The organism is Vibrio sp. 10N.286.51.C3 (assembly GCF_003050065.1).
In the GTDB taxonomy this organism is placed as follows: domain Bacteria; phylum Pseudomonadota; class Gammaproteobacteria; order Enterobacterales; family Vibrionaceae; genus Vibrio; species Vibrio crassostreae.
Genome location: NZ_PIGC01000007.1, coordinates 24,173 through 40,323 on the forward strand (window position 1 = coordinate 24,173; position 16,151 = coordinate 40,323).

The 16,151-nt window shown below is 43.5% G+C and carries 16 protein-coding genes; all 16 read left to right on the forward strand.

Features of this window, described 5'->3' with window-relative positions; translation table 11 throughout:
• The first annotated feature begins 13 nt into the window (after nucleotides 1–13).
• The 16 genes from CWO27_RS09195 to CWO27_RS09270 all read left to right on the forward strand — a co-directional run bounded on the left by CWO27_RS09195 (nucleotide 14) and on the right by CWO27_RS09270 (nucleotide 16,147).
• On the forward strand, nucleotides 14–853 hold the full coding sequence (locus CWO27_RS09195; RefSeq protein ID WP_055318979.1) for an ExeA family protein: 840 nt from the start codon (nucleotides 14–16) through the stop codon (nucleotides 851–853).
• A gap of 2 nt (nucleotides 854–855) precedes the next feature.
• Complete coding sequence (locus CWO27_RS09200) at nucleotides 856–2,037, forward strand: tetratricopeptide repeat protein (RefSeq protein WP_107898888.1); 1,182 nt, start codon at nucleotides 856–858, stop codon at nucleotides 2,035–2,037.
• Entirely contained in the window at nucleotides 2,027–3,751 is a 1,725-nt protein-coding gene (locus CWO27_RS09205; RefSeq protein WP_107898889.1) for a GspE/PulE family protein, read from the forward strand. The genes CWO27_RS09200 and CWO27_RS09205 overlap by 11 nt, the downstream gene beginning before the upstream one ends.
• A gap of 12 nt (nucleotides 3,752–3,763) precedes the next feature.
• Nucleotides 3,764–4,987, forward strand: coding sequence for a type II secretion system F family protein (locus tag CWO27_RS09210; RefSeq protein WP_060982974.1), 1,224 nt, complete (start codon nucleotides 3,764–3,766; stop codon nucleotides 4,985–4,987).
• A 3-nt stretch (nucleotides 4,988–4,990) separates the two neighbouring features.
• A complete protein-coding gene (locus tag CWO27_RS09215; RefSeq protein ID WP_107898890.1) occupies nucleotides 4,991–5,446 on the forward strand; it encodes an MSHA biogenesis protein MshF in 456 nt (151 codons plus the stop codon).
• A 79-nt stretch (nucleotides 5,447–5,525) separates the two neighbouring features.
• On the forward strand, nucleotides 5,526–6,101 hold the full coding sequence (locus CWO27_RS09220; protein WP_017062964.1) for a prepilin-type N-terminal cleavage/methylation domain-containing protein: 576 nt from the start codon (nucleotides 5,526–5,528) through the stop codon (nucleotides 6,099–6,101).
• 35 nt (nucleotides 6,102–6,136) lie between these two features.
• Nucleotides 6,137–6,604, forward strand: a complete 468-nt coding sequence (locus CWO27_RS23900; RefSeq protein ID WP_107898891.1) for a type II secretion system protein — start codon at nucleotides 6,137–6,139, stop codon at nucleotides 6,602–6,604.
• Between the two features lie 146 nt (nucleotides 6,605–6,750).
• Nucleotides 6,751–7,242 (forward strand): prepilin-type N-terminal cleavage/methylation domain-containing protein, encoded by a 492-nt coding sequence (locus CWO27_RS09230; RefSeq protein WP_107898892.1) that lies wholly within the window; start codon nucleotides 6,751–6,753, stop codon nucleotides 7,240–7,242.
• Nucleotides 7,239–7,808 carry a type IV pilus modification PilV family protein gene (locus tag CWO27_RS09235; RefSeq protein ID WP_107898893.1) on the forward strand — a complete coding sequence of 190 codons (570 nt, stop codon included), beginning with the start codon at nucleotides 7,239–7,241 and terminating at the stop codon, nucleotides 7,806–7,808. Before CWO27_RS09230 ends, CWO27_RS09235 begins: the two co-directional genes overlap by 4 nt.
• Nucleotides 7,808–8,548: a prepilin-type N-terminal cleavage/methylation domain-containing protein gene (locus tag CWO27_RS09240; RefSeq protein ID WP_107898894.1), complete on the forward strand. Its 741-nt coding sequence runs from the start codon at nucleotides 7,808–7,810 to the stop codon at nucleotides 8,546–8,548. The genes CWO27_RS09235 and CWO27_RS09240 overlap by 1 nt, the downstream gene beginning before the upstream one ends.
• A complete protein-coding gene (locus tag CWO27_RS09245) occupies nucleotides 8,538–8,966 on the forward strand; it encodes an MSHA biogenesis protein MshP (RefSeq protein ID WP_107898895.1) in 429 nt (142 codons plus the stop codon). The genes CWO27_RS09240 and CWO27_RS09245 overlap by 11 nt, the downstream gene beginning before the upstream one ends.
• Nucleotides 8,967–8,968: 2 nt before the next feature.
• Nucleotides 8,969–12,883: a DUF6701 domain-containing protein gene (locus tag CWO27_RS09250; RefSeq protein WP_107898896.1), complete on the forward strand. Its 3,915-nt coding sequence runs from the start codon at nucleotides 8,969–8,971 to the stop codon at nucleotides 12,881–12,883.
• Between the two features lie 150 nt (nucleotides 12,884–13,033).
• A complete protein-coding gene (locus CWO27_RS09255) occupies nucleotides 13,034–14,077 on the forward strand; it encodes a rod shape-determining protein (RefSeq protein WP_017062957.1) in 1,044 nt (347 codons plus the stop codon).
• Between the two features lie 94 nt (nucleotides 14,078–14,171).
• The gene (gene mreC, locus CWO27_RS09260) at nucleotides 14,172–15,059 is read left to right on the forward strand and encodes a rod shape-determining protein MreC (RefSeq protein ID WP_107898897.1); all 888 of its coding nucleotides are present in this window, start codon (nucleotides 14,172–14,174) and stop codon (nucleotides 15,057–15,059) included.
• Entirely contained in the window at nucleotides 15,049–15,537 is a 489-nt protein-coding gene (gene mreD / locus CWO27_RS09265) for a rod shape-determining protein MreD (protein WP_004735926.1), read from the forward strand. The genes mreC and mreD overlap by 11 nt, the downstream gene beginning before the upstream one ends.
• A gap of 7 nt (nucleotides 15,538–15,544) precedes the next feature.
• Complete coding sequence (locus CWO27_RS09270) at nucleotides 15,545–16,147, forward strand: Maf family protein (protein ID WP_107898898.1); 603 nt, start codon at nucleotides 15,545–15,547, stop codon at nucleotides 16,145–16,147.
• The last annotated feature ends 4 nt before the right edge of the window (nucleotides 16,148–16,151 follow it).

Here is a 16,151-nt window from a genome sequence, read left to right on the forward strand (position 1 = left end):
AGCTAGGTTACTTATGTATCAAGCTCATTTTGGTTTTGAACAACTGCCATTTACCTTAACGCCGAATACCGATTTTTTTTATGGTTTAGCGCCTCACTTTGAAGCGATTCAGACGGTAATATCGGCGTTAGAAATGGGCGAGGGCGTGATTAAGGTCACCGGAGAGGTCGGTACTGGAAAAACCATGGTTTGCCGGATGCTGGTCAATCACCTAAATGATTGCACAGCTCTAATTTACCTGCCAAATCCTGTGCTCTCAGGTGCAGACTTACGCCAAGCCGTTGCTAAAGAGCTCGGTTTGACTATCGACAGTGAAGCAACCTTGGTTGACAACATTCAGCATAAGCTCATTGAATTGCACAATTCGGGTTTAAGAGTGGTGGCAATTCTTGATGAAGCTCAGGCTCTATCGGATGAAGCTCTCGAAACACTAAGGCTGTTTGGCAACCTTGAAACAGAAGATAAGAAGCTGCTGCAGATTGTTTTATTGGGGCAGCCTGAGCTGGATGCTCGACTAGAGGCTTACCATCTCAGACAGTTTCGCCAAAGAATCACGTTTAGCTCAACTTTGAGGCCGCTGACTCTCGATGAAACGGTGGCGTATATTGATAACCGGATCGCTAAATCTGGTGGTAATCCTGAGTTGTTCAGTTTGAATCAAAAAAAGGCGATTTGTCGATCGTCGTTAGGTATCCCTAGATTGATCAATCAACTTTGTCATAAGGCTCTATTGCTTTCGTTCAGTGAAGATAAGAAAAGTATCGACAACCAGCATCTGTTTTCCGCTATGCATGAAACATACGATGTGTGTAAGCCTAAATTTAAAACGCCAATACTGTGGGGTTGGAATTAATTATGAGCGTCATTAACAACGCCTTGTCTGAATTGGCAAAGAAAAAATCAGCGACTTCGATTGAAGCGGCAGTCGTACCTAAAGTAAAAACACGTTCCCCATTGGTTTGGGTCACAGCAGGTTTTACTCTGAGTTTAGCAATGGGCGGTTGGGCGATATCGCAAGGTCCAGTGATTGAGCAGCCTATTGTTGAACAGTCAATCTCAACTCGAGATTTACAGGTTCAGGTTTCTGTCGTTGATGATTCAAATGGTATTCAGGAAGCAGTTCAACCTATCTCATCACCAACTACGAAATTGGTGACACTAGACACTGCCAGCTTTTCAACAGAAAACACTGCGATGGTAAAAAGCGTTCAAGCTAAGCCAGTCGTATCTGAACCGGTTGCAGCGTCTATCCCACAGCCGACAAAACAGCAAGCATCAACGAAATCTCTAAGCGCGCCTCAAACGACTAAGACTGAAATTCCTCAGCCGACTTATGTTGCTAATGTGGCAAAAACAGATTCAGCCTCAGCCTCTATCTCTAATGGGTCAGTAACTTCTGGTGGTTCAGGAAATAACGGAATGTTGATCGAACAGGTTGAGTTAACACCTGCGCAGTTATCTGTGAATGCACAAGGGCGTGCTCAAAAAGCGCTTGATGCGAATGATCTTACTGGTGCTCTGAAAGGCTACACTGAAGCTCTACGTTATACGCCACGAAATGAAGATGTTCGTCAGAAACTCGCGATTCTCTATTTTGGTAAGGGTGATACACGTAAAGCGTACGAGCTGTTTCAGTCAGGGATTAAGCTTAATATTAACAGCGAAAAGCTACGCTTGGGCCTATCTAAGCTTTTGGTTAAAGCAAACCAAGCAGAAGCGGCTTTAAGTCCATTAATACATTTACCGCCGAACCCTACACAAGATTATCTAGCTATGCGTGCAGCATTGAGTCAAAAGTCTCAGCAAGAAGAAGTGGCCTTGGAAAGTTACCAAAAGTTGGTTGAGATTGATTCAGATAATGCTCGCTGGTGGTTAGGCTTAGCGATCCAGCAAGAACGTCAGCTCGATTTCGTAGCAGCTAAAGCGTCATACCAAGGTGCGTTAACCAGAGTAGGTATCTCATCTCAATCACAAAGCTTTGTGCGTGACAGGTTAAAAATACTCAATGCTTTAGAGGAGAGCGGCGATGCAAATTAGATTAAGAAAAAGGCTTGGTGATTTGCTTGTCGAAGAGGGCATTATCACGGAGACTCAAGTTGAGCAAGCACTGGCTGCTCAGAAAAGCACCGGTCGTAAGCTGGGTGATGCACTGATTGAACTTGGCTTCTTGTCAGAGCAACAGATGTTGAGTTTCTTGTCGCAGCAGTTAGCGATTCCTCTTATTGATCTAAGCCGAGCTGTTGTCGATGTCGAAGCGGTACAGCTTTTACCGGAAGTACATGCTCGTCGCCTTCGTGCATTGGTGATTGGACGCCAAGGTGACACTTTGCGTGTTGCAATGAGCGACCCTGCCGACCTGTTTGCCCAAGAATCTTTGCTTGGTCAGTTAGGAGATTACGCACTTGAATTCGTTGTCGCTCCAGAGAGGCAATTAGTTGATGGCTTCGATCGCTATTACCGAAGAACTAAAGAGATCGCCTCATTTGCTGAGCAGCTTCACGCTGAACACCAAGTTAATGATGCCTTTGATTTCGATATCGCTGAAGAAGACAGTGACGAAGTTACAGTAGTAAAGCTAATTAACTCGTTATTTGAAGATGCAATCCAAGTCGGCGCTTCTGATATCCATATAGAGCCAGACTCAAACGTACTGCGTCTTCGTCAGCGTATTGATGGTGTGCTGCATGAAACATTGCTGAACGAAGTGAACATTGCTTCTGCACTTGTACTGCGCTTAAAGCTGATGGCAAACCTCGATATCTCAGAAAAACGTCTTCCTCAAGATGGTCGCTTTAATATCCGTGCTAAAGGTCAGTCGGTTGATATTCGTATGTCGACCATGCCAGTACAGCACGGTGAGTCTGTCGTGATGCGTCTGCTTAACCAATCTGCAGGACTACGTAAACTTGAAGCCTCGGGTATACCGAGCGATCTGTTGATTCGTCTTCGTCAACAGCTGCGCCGCCCGCACGGTATGATCTTGGTTACTGGGCCGACAGGTTCGGGTAAAACCACAACCCTGTATGGGGCATTAAGTGAGCTCAACGAACCGGGTAAAAAGATCATTACCGCGGAAGATCCGGTGGAATACCGTCTTCCTCGTGTGAACCAAGTTCAGGTAAACCCTAAGATCAATCTCGACTTCTCTACAGTCCTAAGAACCTTCTTGCGTCAGGATCCCGATATCATTCTTATTGGTGAGATGCGTGACCACGAAACGGTTGAGATTGGCTTGAGAGCCGCGCTGACTGGCCACTTAGTATTAAGCACCCTCCATACCAATGATGCGGTAGACAGTGCACTGCGCATGATGGATATGGGAGCACCAGGTTACTTGGTCGCGAGCGCTGTTCGAGCGGTCGTTGCACAGCGATTGGTTCGCAAAGTTTGTACCGATTGTAAGGTTGAGGATGAGTTAGATGAACCTCGTAAGCAATGGCTAAGCGTTCGTTTCCCTAACCAAGTGGGTGTGCCGTTTATGAAAGGCCGTGGCTGTCAGAACTGTAATTTAACCGGTTACCGTGGGCGTATTGGTGTATTTGAAATGTTGGAGCTAGAACAAAACATGATGGATGCACTAAGAGCGAATGATGCAGTTGGTTTTGCTCAAACGGCGAGACTGTCTGAAAACTACAAACCGTTATTGGCTTCTGCGATGGAACTGGCTCTGCAAGGTGTTGTGAGTCTCGATGAGATAATGCATCTTGGCGAAGGTGATGCTTCCGGTGCCACTGACCCAATTTATCTATAGGGGTAGAGTGATATGCCAACGTATCGTTATGTAGGTCGCAGCTCTGATGGTAGCCAAGTAAGTGGTCAATTGGATGCGAATAACGAAGATCTTGCTGCTGAAAGTTTGATGAGCAAGGGGATCATTCCAACCTCTATCAAACTAGGTAAAAGTGGCGGTTCAGTCTTAGATATGGATGTATCGAGCCTGTTCTCTCCGAGTGTACCTTTAGAGGTGTTGGTTCTGTTTTGCCGACAGTTATACAGCTTAACTAAAGCGGGTGTACCACTATTAAGGTCGATGAAAGGCCTCACTCAAAATTGCGAAAATAAACAGCTGAAAGCAGCACTTGAAGAAGTGGTCGCTGAGCTAACTAATGGTCGTGGACTAGCGGCATCAATGCAGATGCACCCTAAGGTATTCAGTCCATTGTTTGTATCGATGATCGGTGTTGGTGAAAACACGGGTCGTTTAGATCAGGCTCTTCTGCAGTTGGCCGGGTACTATGAGCAGGAAGTTGAGACTCGTAAGCGAATCAAGACCGCGATGCGCTATCCAACCTTCGTGATTAGCTTTATTTTGATTGCGATGTTCATTCTTAATATCAAGGTTATTCCACAGTTCTCGAGCATGTTCGCACGTTTCGGTGTCGACCTTCCGCTGCCGACTCGTATATTGATTGGTATGTCGGAGTTCTTTGTTAATTACTGGGGCTTAATGCTTGGCGTGATCTTTGGCCTTATTTTTGCGTTTAAAGCCTGGGTTAAAACAGACAAAGGCTTGGAGAAGTGGGACCGATTACGCTTAAAAATGCCGGTTATTGGCGGGGTAGTGAATAGAGCACTATTGTCACGCTTCTCACGTACGTTTGCTTTGATGCTAAAAGCGGGCGTGCCACTAAACCAATCGTTAGCTTTATCCGCTGAGGCTTTGGATAACCGTTTTCTAGAGCTTCGAGTTCAAGCAATGAAGTCAGCCATTGAAGCCGGTAGTACGGTCTCATCGACCGCGGTCAACAGCGAAATTTTCACACCGCTAGTGATACAAATGATTTCAGTTGGTGAAGAGACGGGTCGTATTGATGAGTTGCTACTTGAAGTGGCTGATTTTTATGATCGCGAGGTCGATTACGATCTAAAAACCTTAACCGCCAGAATTGAACCCATTTTGTTAACCATCGTTGCGGGCATGGTGCTGATTTTAGCACTAGGTATATTCTTGCCGATGTGGGGAATGTTGGATGCAATCAAAGGCTAGGGAATGCTAAATAACCTACAACGCTCACGTTTTGTTATTTGGACTGTGGTTATTCTTTTTCTTATTGTCGGTGTGCTTTCGGCATTTAAAACGGTAGAAGAAGAAGCGACTAATACGGCATTTATTGTGGCGAGCAAGCGGATTTTAGAACAAGCCAATTTGTTCAAACAGCAGTATTTGTTATCAGGCTCCGAGCAAAACAATGATCCGGAGCACCCCAAAAGTTATAGTCGAACAGGCTGGTTAAAACCGATTCAAGATACGGAGCGAGACTGTAATTATTGGCTGGATCAATTGTATCCCCAAGGAAGCATTTTAGGGCTAAGATCTCCAAGTGTTGAAGATAAGAGTGATAACATACGGTTTCACTGTAGTTATCATTATGCTGATAAGTATCAGCTAGATATATTGCTCGAAAAAGAAAGGTTTAGTGTGAAAGCCAATATTTTGGCTTTGTGAAAATATTGACAGTTTTTGTATGGTTTTATACGTGCGCGAATGTATAATGCGCGTTAATAATTAGATGAGTAGGTAGAAAATGCTTAAGAATCAAAAGGGTTTCTCCCTTGTCGAATTAGTGATAGTGATCGTGGTCGTTGGTTTATTGGCGGTTGCTGCATTACCTCGTTTTCTCGATGTAACTGATGAAGCTAAGAAATCAAGCATTGAAGGTGTCGCTGGTGGTTTTGCGACCGCTGTTTTGTCGGCAAGAGCACAGTGGGAAGCAGAAGCAAGACCGTCAGAGAAGATTGGTGTTGAGACATACAATACTGTAAATTATGATGGTGTTGATTTTTGGTTAACAAGATCAAAGAACAGTAGCAACGTCGATACTGACTTTCGAGATGGCTATCCGTGGACTCTGAACAATAATTCGAGCACCGCGCCACAAGATATTTCAGATGAAACATGTTCTGAACTGATGGAAAACTTGCTGCAAAATCCACCTAAAGTAGGTGCAGTGGCAGATGTCGCTAACGACTCAAATTACAAATATTCAGCGCAAGCGAATTCAGGTGATGCAACCTGTACTTACGTTCAATTAGAAGGTAGTACTGAGCATGAATTTGTTTACGAAATTAAAACTGGTCGTGTGACCGTAACTTTGCAGTAAGTCTGCGTAAAATTAAACATAGAGAGAGCTTAACTATGAAAAGACAAGGCGGTTTCACCCTAATTGAACTAGTGGTTGTAATTGTTATTCTAGGTATTCTTGCTGTAACTGCGGCACCACGTTTCCTAAACCTGCAAGATGATGCGAAGGAATCAGCGCTTCAAGGTTTAGCTGGTGCTATGAACGGTGCTTCAGGCATTGTATTTGGTAAAGCTGCTATTGAAGGCGAAGAAACTTCAAATACAACTGTAGATGTTGAAGGCGTTCAAACTATCTGGGGTTACCCAACAGCTACTTCTGCAGGTATTGCTGCTGCTATCGATATGGATGGTTTTGTATACCTTGCTGACGGCTCTGTTAGTGCTGGCGCTACAGTTGATTACGGTTTTGAAGGCTTTACTGCTCAATGTGTTCGTTACACATCAGCTACCTCTGCAGCACAAGCTACAGCTAGAGTAGTTAGTTCTACTGGTGATGATGCAGTTGCTGGCGCATGTGAGTAACCTCCATTATCTAGATCTGAAAGGTCAGCTCCTGCTGGCCTTTTTTCTATCCACAACACATAAATATTAAAACTATTCATATACATAAGATCATCAGTTTCGTTATCTTGTATAATTAGTATTCGCTAGGCAGTTAGAGGCTCATTATGGATAACAGCCCCACACCCAACGGCTTTACTCTGGTAGAGCTGATTATCGTTATCATTATCCTCGGTATTGTTTCCACCTTTGCAGTAAGCCGTTTCATTGGTACTTCTAGCTTTTCTACTTTTTCTGCACAAGAACAAGCTATCTCCGTTATTCGCCAAATCCAAGTAAACCGAATGCAATCGAACGTTTCTGCCGTAAATGACAGTTTTCGTCTTGCTATAAATAGTGACTGTCTAGGTTCAGTTGCGGCGTGCAGTTTAAATCTATCGAACAGTGCTCAAAAGTCACAAGCCGATGCGCGTAGTGATTATGTACGTATATCAGATATAACGTTTTCTCCTGCGAATACTGTTATCGACTTTGATTTATTGGGAAATCCTTCAGTAAGCGCTGGAGTAAACATTACGATTAACTCAACCACTTCGAGCAATAGCGCCCAAGTCTGTATTAATTCTCAAGGTTATGTTCGTGAGGGAGCATGTCTATGATTCATTCACGTGGCTTTACTCTGATTGAAAGCATTGTTGTGATTATCGTTTTGGGTATTGCGATGGTCACGATTACTAGTTTTTTAGCACCACAAGTGGCAAGTTCAGCAGACCCACAGTATCAAAACCGTTCTGTGGCTTTAGGGCAGAGTTTGATGAATCAAATATTGGCACGTGGCTTTGATGAGCATAGTGATTTTGAGGGCGGTTTGGTTCGTTGTGGTGATGCTGGAGAGGCGTCATGTTCTGCGCCAAGTGAACTAGGAACTGATGGTTCAGAGGCAACGCCCGCAGCTTTCAATGATGTCGATGATTATATTGGCTGTTGGTACACCGATACCACTGAATCAGCATGTGTATCTCCTATTAAGTACCCGCTTGCTAATATCCTAGATGAAAATATTGAAGGCAGTTATGCCAATTTTAGAGTTGAAGTCTCCGTATTTTACGATCAAAACATGGATGGTATTAACGATAATGCTATTGGCACGATGAAGCGTGTTGAGTTACAGATCTTTGGTGGCAACAACCGCTACAGCGTTATCGCTTACAAGGGGAACTACTGATGAACCAACGTGGTTTTACCTTAATTGAGATGATTGTAACGATTGTCGTCGTAGGTGTGATTGGTTTAGCGATCGCAGGCTTTGTTGAATACGGCATGAAAGGTTATGTCGACACTATCGATAGACAAAAGGTGCAAGTGAAAGGGCAATTTGTTGTCGAGAAAATGTCGCGAGAGATAAGCCACGCGGTTCCTAACAGTTTTGATTCGAGCATTATGCCTGCTTCGGCTTTTGCTCAAAAATGTCTCACCTTTTACGCTATTAAGTACTCAGGCTTTTATCATCTTGATGAAGCAACAGACGAGCTGAATTTTATTATCGGCCAGGACTCCCCAATACTCGACGCAGACGACTTCCTAATTATTAACCCAACGAATTACTCTGACTTAGGAGCGGGCTCAACTAAACGGATTTCAGTCTCAGGTTTAATTTCCACGAATAATGTGTTTACCGCGACCTCTGTTAATCTTAGCAGTCAGTCTATTGCTCAACGCCATTATATTTACGATGAGAGTGCTTCGGTGAGTTACTGTTTGGTGAATGATACCGTTCAGAATCAAGGCCTAATTCAACGCAATGGAGTCACCGTTGCGGATAGTATTAATTATGCTGAAAGTAATTTTCGTTATGAAGAACCAAGCTTACAACGAGGTGGTGTGATTCACGTCGACCTTGTGCTTGAGCAAAACAGTGAAGTAAGTGTTTACCAACAAGATGTGCAGGTACTCAATGCGCCATAGAAAATCATCTCAACAAGGCAGTGTTTTGGTCGTCGCAGTATTTGTTATTGTGGTGATGGGCTTCCTTGCGACTTCTTTAGTACAAGTTCAGTGGTCAAATCACGATACATTGACGCGTAAACAGCTTGGAACGCAGGCTTGGCTATTAGCACATTCAGCGAATGAGTGGGCACTCACTCAAGTTTATCCATTAACGGTGTCGCCTGCGGTTTCAACGAGTGTGAGCACTGTGTGTAGCAACTTAAACTCAAACCAAGTGAGTAGTGGTATGTCAACCATCTGCACTGTCGATCAATTAACTTGTCGACAAATCGGCGTTTTAGATGGCGTTGGCTTTTTCAAAATAGAATCAACAGCTATCTGTGGCTCAGGTATCAACCAAGTACAGCGTATCCAAGAAGTTTGGGTGAGGGAGTAGTTATGATAAAGCATTTTTCAATATTATTAGTTGCGCTTTTTTTATCTCCATTAGTTCAAGCTAATATTAATACTAACCCTCAGTTTGAGTTTGGTACGATTCCCGCCGATAAATGTACTATTTCCGGAGCGTCAGTAAGTTGCGAGCTTGATTTTGGTAATACCTATACGTCACCTCCGCTTGTTTTTGTTATGGCAACTGTCAACTCTAGTCGCTCAAATTTTAATTCAAACACAACTGAATATCCCTCAGATTTGCGTGTTATGTCAGTATCGACGTCTGGAGCATCAGTGAAGCAACTCCTCCCTCCTACCACAAAGGCGTGTGTAAGAATGAAACCCGGAGGGAAATGTGGCAACCCTAATAACAGTGGACATAAAGTAGTTACTTATGTTGATGCCCCCATGGAAAATATCGACTATTTGGTTATTGAACCGGGAGTGCTTGAATTCGATAACGGTGCAAAAATCGTTGCAGGTGAAGTTAGCTACGATAAAACATATTCAAATGCCGGGGGCTTGGGAAATAGTAATAAGACAGTGCGTTTTAGTGATTTTGGATTAAACCAAAGCTTTAATAGCTCTCCTGGTGTGTTAGTTCAAATTCAAACTGTTCAGAATAGCATTAATGGTTCTCCATTGTGGTTGACTCCTATAGCGTTAAACCCCTCTCGCTCTTCGTTTTCTTTGGTACTTGACCGTTCTGAGGTTAGTCGTAATAGCTATTCAATAACTCCAGAAAAGGTTGGTTTTGTCGCAGGACTAGGACAAGGTTTTGTTAATGGTCGTAAATTCTGGCTTGGTCAAGGCTCAACGAAACAAACAACAACCTTGAATGACAATATAATTAAACCGATTACTGAGGGGTGCAAACTTGTCAGCCCTTTTTCAGTATCAGGCTTTACTTCTACACCGACTTTGCTTGCATCTAAAAGAACTCGAAATGGTAACAATGGTGGCTGGCTGCGTAGATGTTCGGTAAGTAAAACAGGGGTCTCTCTTATCAACGAAGAGGATATGACCAAGGATCCTGAAAGAGGACATGTTGTTGAACCTTTTTCTTACTTCTTATTCGATAAACCGCCATTGTCTGAAATTTGTGAGTTGTTTCCATCGCCCGCTCAAACATGGACTAGTAATAACCAAGCATCAATAACCATTGAAAATAATGCAAATATATCAGGAGCTCCTATATCGGGAGGCAAAAGATATATTGGCTTTGCTCAATCTGACGTAACTGATCGTAAAAGCAAGGGTTGTGATGGAACGGAGTGTTTTGGTGATACCGGGTTGCGTGTAACTAAACAGCAATTAGAAAGCTTTCAAGCTCCAGATTCTGGTTTGGAAACAGTAACGGTACAGAACAACCAAACGAGAATTTTTCAAAATAACGAATCTATTGGGACATTAACTATAAATAATAATGCGACACTGGTTTTTAAAACAGGGACGTACTGGATTGATAGTATTAATGCCATTGGTGACATAGAAATACCTCCGGGGAATGCTGTTGAAATACATACGAAAGGCTTTGCTTTAAGCAATGGCTCCAACTTCTCTGCACTAGATAACGGTGAATTAACGGTTTACGTCCACGATCTTAGTTATAATGGTGGCGTTATCCATTCTTGGGTTGATTTAGCAAATAACTCCAAATTTGTCGGCTTATTGTACAGTGAAAAAAACGTTATCTTGAGCAATAACGCCGTGGTTGAAGGGGCTGTTACTGCGAAAAGCATAACCTTAAACAATGGTTCTGAGATCATAGCTACGAACAAGTGTTTTGAGCCCGCAGATGATTACGAGATAGATATTTCTCCGGCGACGGATCTAGCCTTGATGTGTGGCGACGACTCCCCTCAATTCACGATTAACACTTCGAATAATAGTGTGGCAGAAAGCCTAGGAGTGACTATAGATATCACGCCAACTCCTGAGGAGTTTGATGTTTCTGTAAGTAAAGGTACTGGAGCATACCCTAACTATGTTTCAAATGAGGATGGTGAATTAACTTTAAAAGTTGTCGCTAAAGATACTGCCAATATTGATTTTGATACGGGTTATAAGCTAACGGCGACATTAGTAGATGATTCTGGCAAAGAGGTAGAAAGTCAGTTCAAGTTCGTACCATTTAAATTCTCTTTAGTGGATGGCAATACTCCAACAAATCGTCTCGACGTTATTGCGGGGCAGGCTACACCGACAGTAACTAAAGTTTTAGCGTGTGATTCTGGTGATTCAATTGTTGTTGCTGAAAACTATACAGGTGAAGCTGGGGATGAAGTTACCATTACTCACAAGCTTGATAGTTCTTGGAGTGGTTCTGATGGCTCGCTGACTTACTTACCAGAGTTCAAAAAAGGTAGCGCCTCAACTGACTTAACTATGTCTGAATCAGGGCTTTTCAACGTCACTCTAAAAGACAATAGTTTTGATTGTACTGGTTTTGCTGGCTGCCCTGAAGATGGGAGTTACGATGTTGAAGGGAGTTTCTCTGTCTACTCTCGTCCGTGGAAATTTGCAATTTGCACTAATAAGAGTTCGGACGGAAACAGTAACGATAAAGACTCAGACAGTTTCAGTAGTGCGGGAGAGTCATTCGATGTTTATGCTCGCCCAATAAAGCATACAAATTCATCTGCAGTTTGTACTGACGATAACTTGCTGACGAACAATTACTTTAAGTCGACAGCAAGCGTCGAAGTTACAACGACTTTAGATACACCTCTAATTACGGTTTATCCTGACGCTAAGTTAGGTGATTTGACCCCTGTAGCTCAGCTAACTAAACAAATTTCGTCGAATGACCAAGCGAATAAAGGTTATAAGTTCGAGAGTTTAAAATACTCAGAAGCGGGTAGCTTTAACTTCATTGCGACAGAAACTGGGAGTTTTTACGGTTCGATTTTGGGTGGCTTCTCTGGCAGTAAATCGATAGGTCGCTTTTATCCTAAATTCTTTGTTCAAGGTACTCCGGAATGGAATGTCGCGAATCAAAACGACATTGCTTATTTGAGTCAACCTTACGACTCAGCTGTTCATCAAGTGTACCCAATGGCATCAGGTGAAAGCGGTGTCGGCAACGCGCTTAACAATTATCGTTTCTTCCATTCAGACTTACAGGCAGAATTTGGTGTTCTAGATGATACCGCTATCGATAATAGGTTCTTGCTTGATACCGGAGCTGGCACTTGGTCAACTGATCGCAAGCACTGGTTATTGAACGATAGTGCCGCTGTTTTTGAGCGAGTTACGGATTCTGATGGGGTTAGCCGCAAGGATAATCCCTTTAATACATCGGATACTAACTCTACCGTTACTCATTTCGGTTTAATGGTAGACGGTGCTGATCCAGTGTCATTTACTGATTCAGATACTTTGACAGACTCTGTAGAGCTTCTGATTCAGCCTCCAGCTCGTTATGGTCGAATGGCGCTCGATGATATTGGTGGCAATTCCGGTTCTACTTTAACGATTCCACTTCGTGCTGAGTTTTGGAATGGCAGTGAGTTTGTTGTTAACGAGGATGATGACCGTAGCACATTAAATGGGGCTAATTCTTGTAAACAAGTGATCTGGCATAGCGACGGTGCGACAACCACGTTAGCTTCGCTTAACGGCAATGACAGCGTAGATGATGGAGAGGAAGACGTAGCTGCGAACCAAAACACGCCTTCTGGTACAGATGCACCTCGTGAGCAAGTCCGCTTGTGGTTAAGAATGGATGACTCAGAACCAACCACTAAAACTGGTGAAAACCCTATTACTTGCTCAGGTAGCGATCAAGAGCAACCATGGTTGCGCTACAACTGGCGACAGTTAGGCGATGAAGATCCCTCTACCGTAGTCACATTCGGCATCTACCGCGGTAACGATCGAGTGATCTATCGAGGAGAAAGTGGCTTAACAGGTCAGTAATAATATAATTTTTGCCCCTTAAGTTAGGAATCTGTAAGAAATTACGGGTTTCAGTCCATGTTTGTACTTCAATGCCTTGCCGTAACAGCAAGGCATTGGTACATTTAGTGCAATTTTTGTCTTCTAATTCTTGCAGGATGAGCGAAGAATATGTTTAAAAAACTTCGTGGCATGTTTTCAAACGACCTATCGATTGATTTAGGTACAGCCAATACCCTTATTTATGTAAAAGGCCAAGGCATTGTTCTTGATGAGCCTTCAGTTGTAGCTATTCGCCAAGATCGTGCGGGTTCTGCAAAGAGTGTCGCTGCTGTTGGTCACGCTGCTAAGCAAATGCTTGGTCGTACGCCTGGTAATATCTCAGCGATCCGTCCAATGAAAGACGGTGTAATTGCCGACTTTTACGTAACGGAAAAAATGCTTCAGCACTTCATTAAACAAGTGCATGACAACAGTGTGCTTAAACCAAGCCCTCGCGTTTTGGTTTGTGTTCCTTGTGGTTCTACGCAAGTAGAACGTCGTGCTATTCGTGAATCAGCATTAGGTGCTGGTGCTCGTGAGGTTTACTTAATCGATGAGCCAATGGCTGCAGCGATTGGTGCTGGCCTACGTGTCTCTGAACCAACAGGTTCAATGGTTGTTGATATCGGTGGTGGTACTACTGAAGTTGCGGTTATCTCACTGAATGGTGTGGTTTACTCGTCTTCTGTACGTATCGGCGGTGACCGTTTTGATGAAGCGATCATCAACTACGTTCGTCGTAACTACGGCAGCTTGATCGGTGAAGCGACGGCAGAGAAGATCAAACACGAAATCGGTTCAGCTTACCCTGGCGATGAAGTAGAAGAGATCGAAGTACGTGGTCGTAACCTTGCTGAAGGTGTGCCTCGTAGCTTTAGCCTAAACTCAAACGAAATCCTTGAAGCACTTCAAGAGCCTCTATCTGGCATCGTATCTGCAGTAATGGTTGCACTAGAGCAGTGTCCGCCAGAGCTAGCTTCTGATATTTCAGAAAACGGTATGGTACTAACAGGTGGTGGTGCACTGCTTAAAGATCTTGATCGTCTGTTAACAGAAGAAACAGGTATCCCTGTTGTTGTTGCAGAAGAGCCATTAACGTGTGTTGCTCTAGGTGGCGGTAAAGCTCTAGAGATGATCGACATGCACGGCGGCGATCTGTTCAGCGAAGAATAATATCTAGTGTTAGGCTCTTTTATTATCTAGTTTTATGTAAAGAGCCTAAGACCTTGTCTATAGGATCAAATGTAGCTCTAGGACCAAATATAGAATGAAGCCAATTTTTGGTAGAGGTCCCTCTCTACAATTGCGCCTGTTTTTTGCTGTAATTTTATCAGCCAGCCTTATGCTGGCTGATAGTCGTTTAGATGCTTTCTCAAATGTTCGCTATCTATTAAACAGCATGGTTGCGCCTATTCAATATGCAGCCAACTTACCTCGCACTATGTTCGATGGTGTTTATGACCGTTTTAGCACTCGCAAAGGGTTAATTGAATCCAACCATAATATTAAACGAGAAGTCTTGCGTCTTAAGAGCGAGTTGATTCTGCTTGAGCAATATCAAGAGGAAAACAAACGCCTACGTAAGCTGTTAGGATCTCCGTTTATCCGTGATGAGAAGAAAGTCGTCACAGAAGTTATGGCGGTAGACACTTCACCATATCGTCATCAAGTCGTGATCGATAAAGGTCAGATTGATGGGGTGTACGAAGGTCAACCGGTGATCAACGAAAAAGGCATCGTCGGCCAAGTCACTTTCGTCGCAGCTCACAACAGTCGTGTTCTACTACTCACCGATGCAAACAATGCGATTCCCGTGCAGGTTATTCGTAATGACATCCGTGTGATTGCTTCGGGCAATGGCATGATTGACGAGATCCAGCTAGAGCACATTCCAACCAGTACTGATATACAGGAAGAAGATCTGTTGGTGACATCGGGTCTTGGTGGGATCTATCCAGAAGGTTACCCAGTCGCCTATGTTACTGCCGTTGATTACGACCCGAAACGAGAATTCGCCGTTATCAAAGCAGAGCCTGTGGTTGAGTTCGACAAGCTCAGATACTTGCTGCTTGTATGGCCTGATGAAAATAAACAGATGCAAGCGGATCAATCCAGCATAGAACAAGCATTGTTAGAGGGTGAAGATGGCCAATAGCGTTTTAAGAAGCAAGGTCGTAATTGGCTGCTCATTTTTAGTAGCCCTTATTCTGCAAACGATCCCTTGGCCTGGTAGCTTAGATCTATTTAGACCATCTTGGTTGCTGCTGGTTACCTGTTACTGGGTTTTGGCGCTGCCACATCGTGTTAACGTAGGTAGTGCTTTGATTCTGGGCTTATTGTGGGACCTTTTGATCGGCTCTACTCTGGGTATTCGAGGCATGATGATGGCAATAGTGATGTACATTATTGCGATGAACTTCCTCGTCATTCGTAACATGGCGTTATGGCAGCAAGCGATGATCATTGCTGCGTTAACAGTGTTGTTTGAGGTATTGATCTTCTTTGGTGAATATTTGATCCAAGATGTCGTTTTCAATCCATTATCGCTATGGAGCGCATTGATAAACTGTATACTTTGGCCTTGGATGTTTTTATTGATGAGACGCGTGCGTCGTCATTGGCATGTGAGGTAGCGTGACGATGGAAAAGAAACATTTAGTTTTGGCATCCGGCTCTCCACGCCGCAAAGAATTGCTATCTCAACTCGGTTATGAGTTCTCTGTCCTCGTAACCGATGTTGAAGAGTGTAAACACGCTCAAGAAACCGCCGAAGAATATGTTAAGCGACTATCTTTAGATAAAGCTTTAGCTGCGTTGTCTTTATTGAAAGATAACCCTTCTGAAAGGCAGCATGTCGTTCCTAGTTCTGATACTGTAGTTCTTGGGTCTGACACAGTCGTTGTTAGTCAAGGGCAAGTACTTGAGAAGCCCTGCGATTTTGCTGACTCTAAGCGTATGCTGACTCAGTTAGCGAATGGACGACATCAAGTGATGACGGCTGTTTCAGTGGTTTTAAAAGAAAAACAAAAAACAGAAATCGTTATTACCGACGTATGGTTTAAACCCCTCAGTGAAAAAGAAATAGAACAATACTGGCAAACAGGGGAGCCATGCGATAAAGCCGGTAGCTATGGGATCCAAGGTTTGGGTGGGCGCTTTGTCACCCGAATCGAAGGTAGTTATTACGCCGTTGTCGGCTTACCTTTATTTGAAACGGACCAGCTACTGCAAGAATTCTTATAATTAC

Coding starts and splice junctions, on each gene's coding strand:
- CWO27_RS09195 (WP_055318979.1), top strand. CDS start 14: ATGTATCAAGCTCATTTTGGTTTTGAACAACTGCCATTTACCTTAACG.
- CWO27_RS09200 (WP_107898888.1), top strand. CDS start 856: ATGAGCGTCATTAACAACGCCTTGTCTGAATTGGCAAAGAAAAAATCA.
- CWO27_RS09205 (WP_107898889.1), top strand. CDS start 2,027: ATGCAAATTAGATTAAGAAAAAGGCTTGGTGATTTGCTTGTCGAAGAG.
- CWO27_RS09210 (WP_060982974.1), top strand. CDS start 3,764: ATGCCAACGTATCGTTATGTAGGTCGCAGCTCTGATGGTAGCCAAGTA.
- CWO27_RS09215 (WP_107898890.1), top strand. CDS start 4,991: ATGCTAAATAACCTACAACGCTCACGTTTTGTTATTTGGACTGTGGTT.
- CWO27_RS09220 (WP_017062964.1), top strand. CDS start 5,526: ATGCTTAAGAATCAAAAGGGTTTCTCCCTTGTCGAATTAGTGATAGTG.
- CWO27_RS23900 (WP_107898891.1), top strand. CDS start 6,137: ATGAAAAGACAAGGCGGTTTCACCCTAATTGAACTAGTGGTTGTAATT.
- CWO27_RS09230 (WP_107898892.1), top strand. CDS start 6,751: ATGGATAACAGCCCCACACCCAACGGCTTTACTCTGGTAGAGCTGATT.
- CWO27_RS09235 (WP_107898893.1), top strand. CDS start 7,239: ATGATTCATTCACGTGGCTTTACTCTGATTGAAAGCATTGTTGTGATT.
- CWO27_RS09240 (WP_107898894.1), top strand. CDS start 7,808: ATGAACCAACGTGGTTTTACCTTAATTGAGATGATTGTAACGATTGTC.
- CWO27_RS09245 (WP_107898895.1), top strand. CDS start 8,538: ATGCGCCATAGAAAATCATCTCAACAAGGCAGTGTTTTGGTCGTCGCA.
- CWO27_RS09250 (WP_107898896.1), top strand. CDS start 8,969: ATGATAAAGCATTTTTCAATATTATTAGTTGCGCTTTTTTTATCTCCA.
- CWO27_RS09255 (WP_017062957.1), top strand. CDS start 13,034: ATGTTTAAAAAACTTCGTGGCATGTTTTCAAACGACCTATCGATTGAT.
- mreC (WP_107898897.1), top strand. CDS start 14,172: ATGAAGCCAATTTTTGGTAGAGGTCCCTCTCTACAATTGCGCCTGTTT.
- mreD (WP_004735926.1), top strand. CDS start 15,049: ATGGCCAATAGCGTTTTAAGAAGCAAGGTCGTAATTGGCTGCTCATTT.
- CWO27_RS09270 (WP_107898898.1), top strand. CDS start 15,545: ATGGAAAAGAAACATTTAGTTTTGGCATCCGGCTCTCCACGCCGCAAA.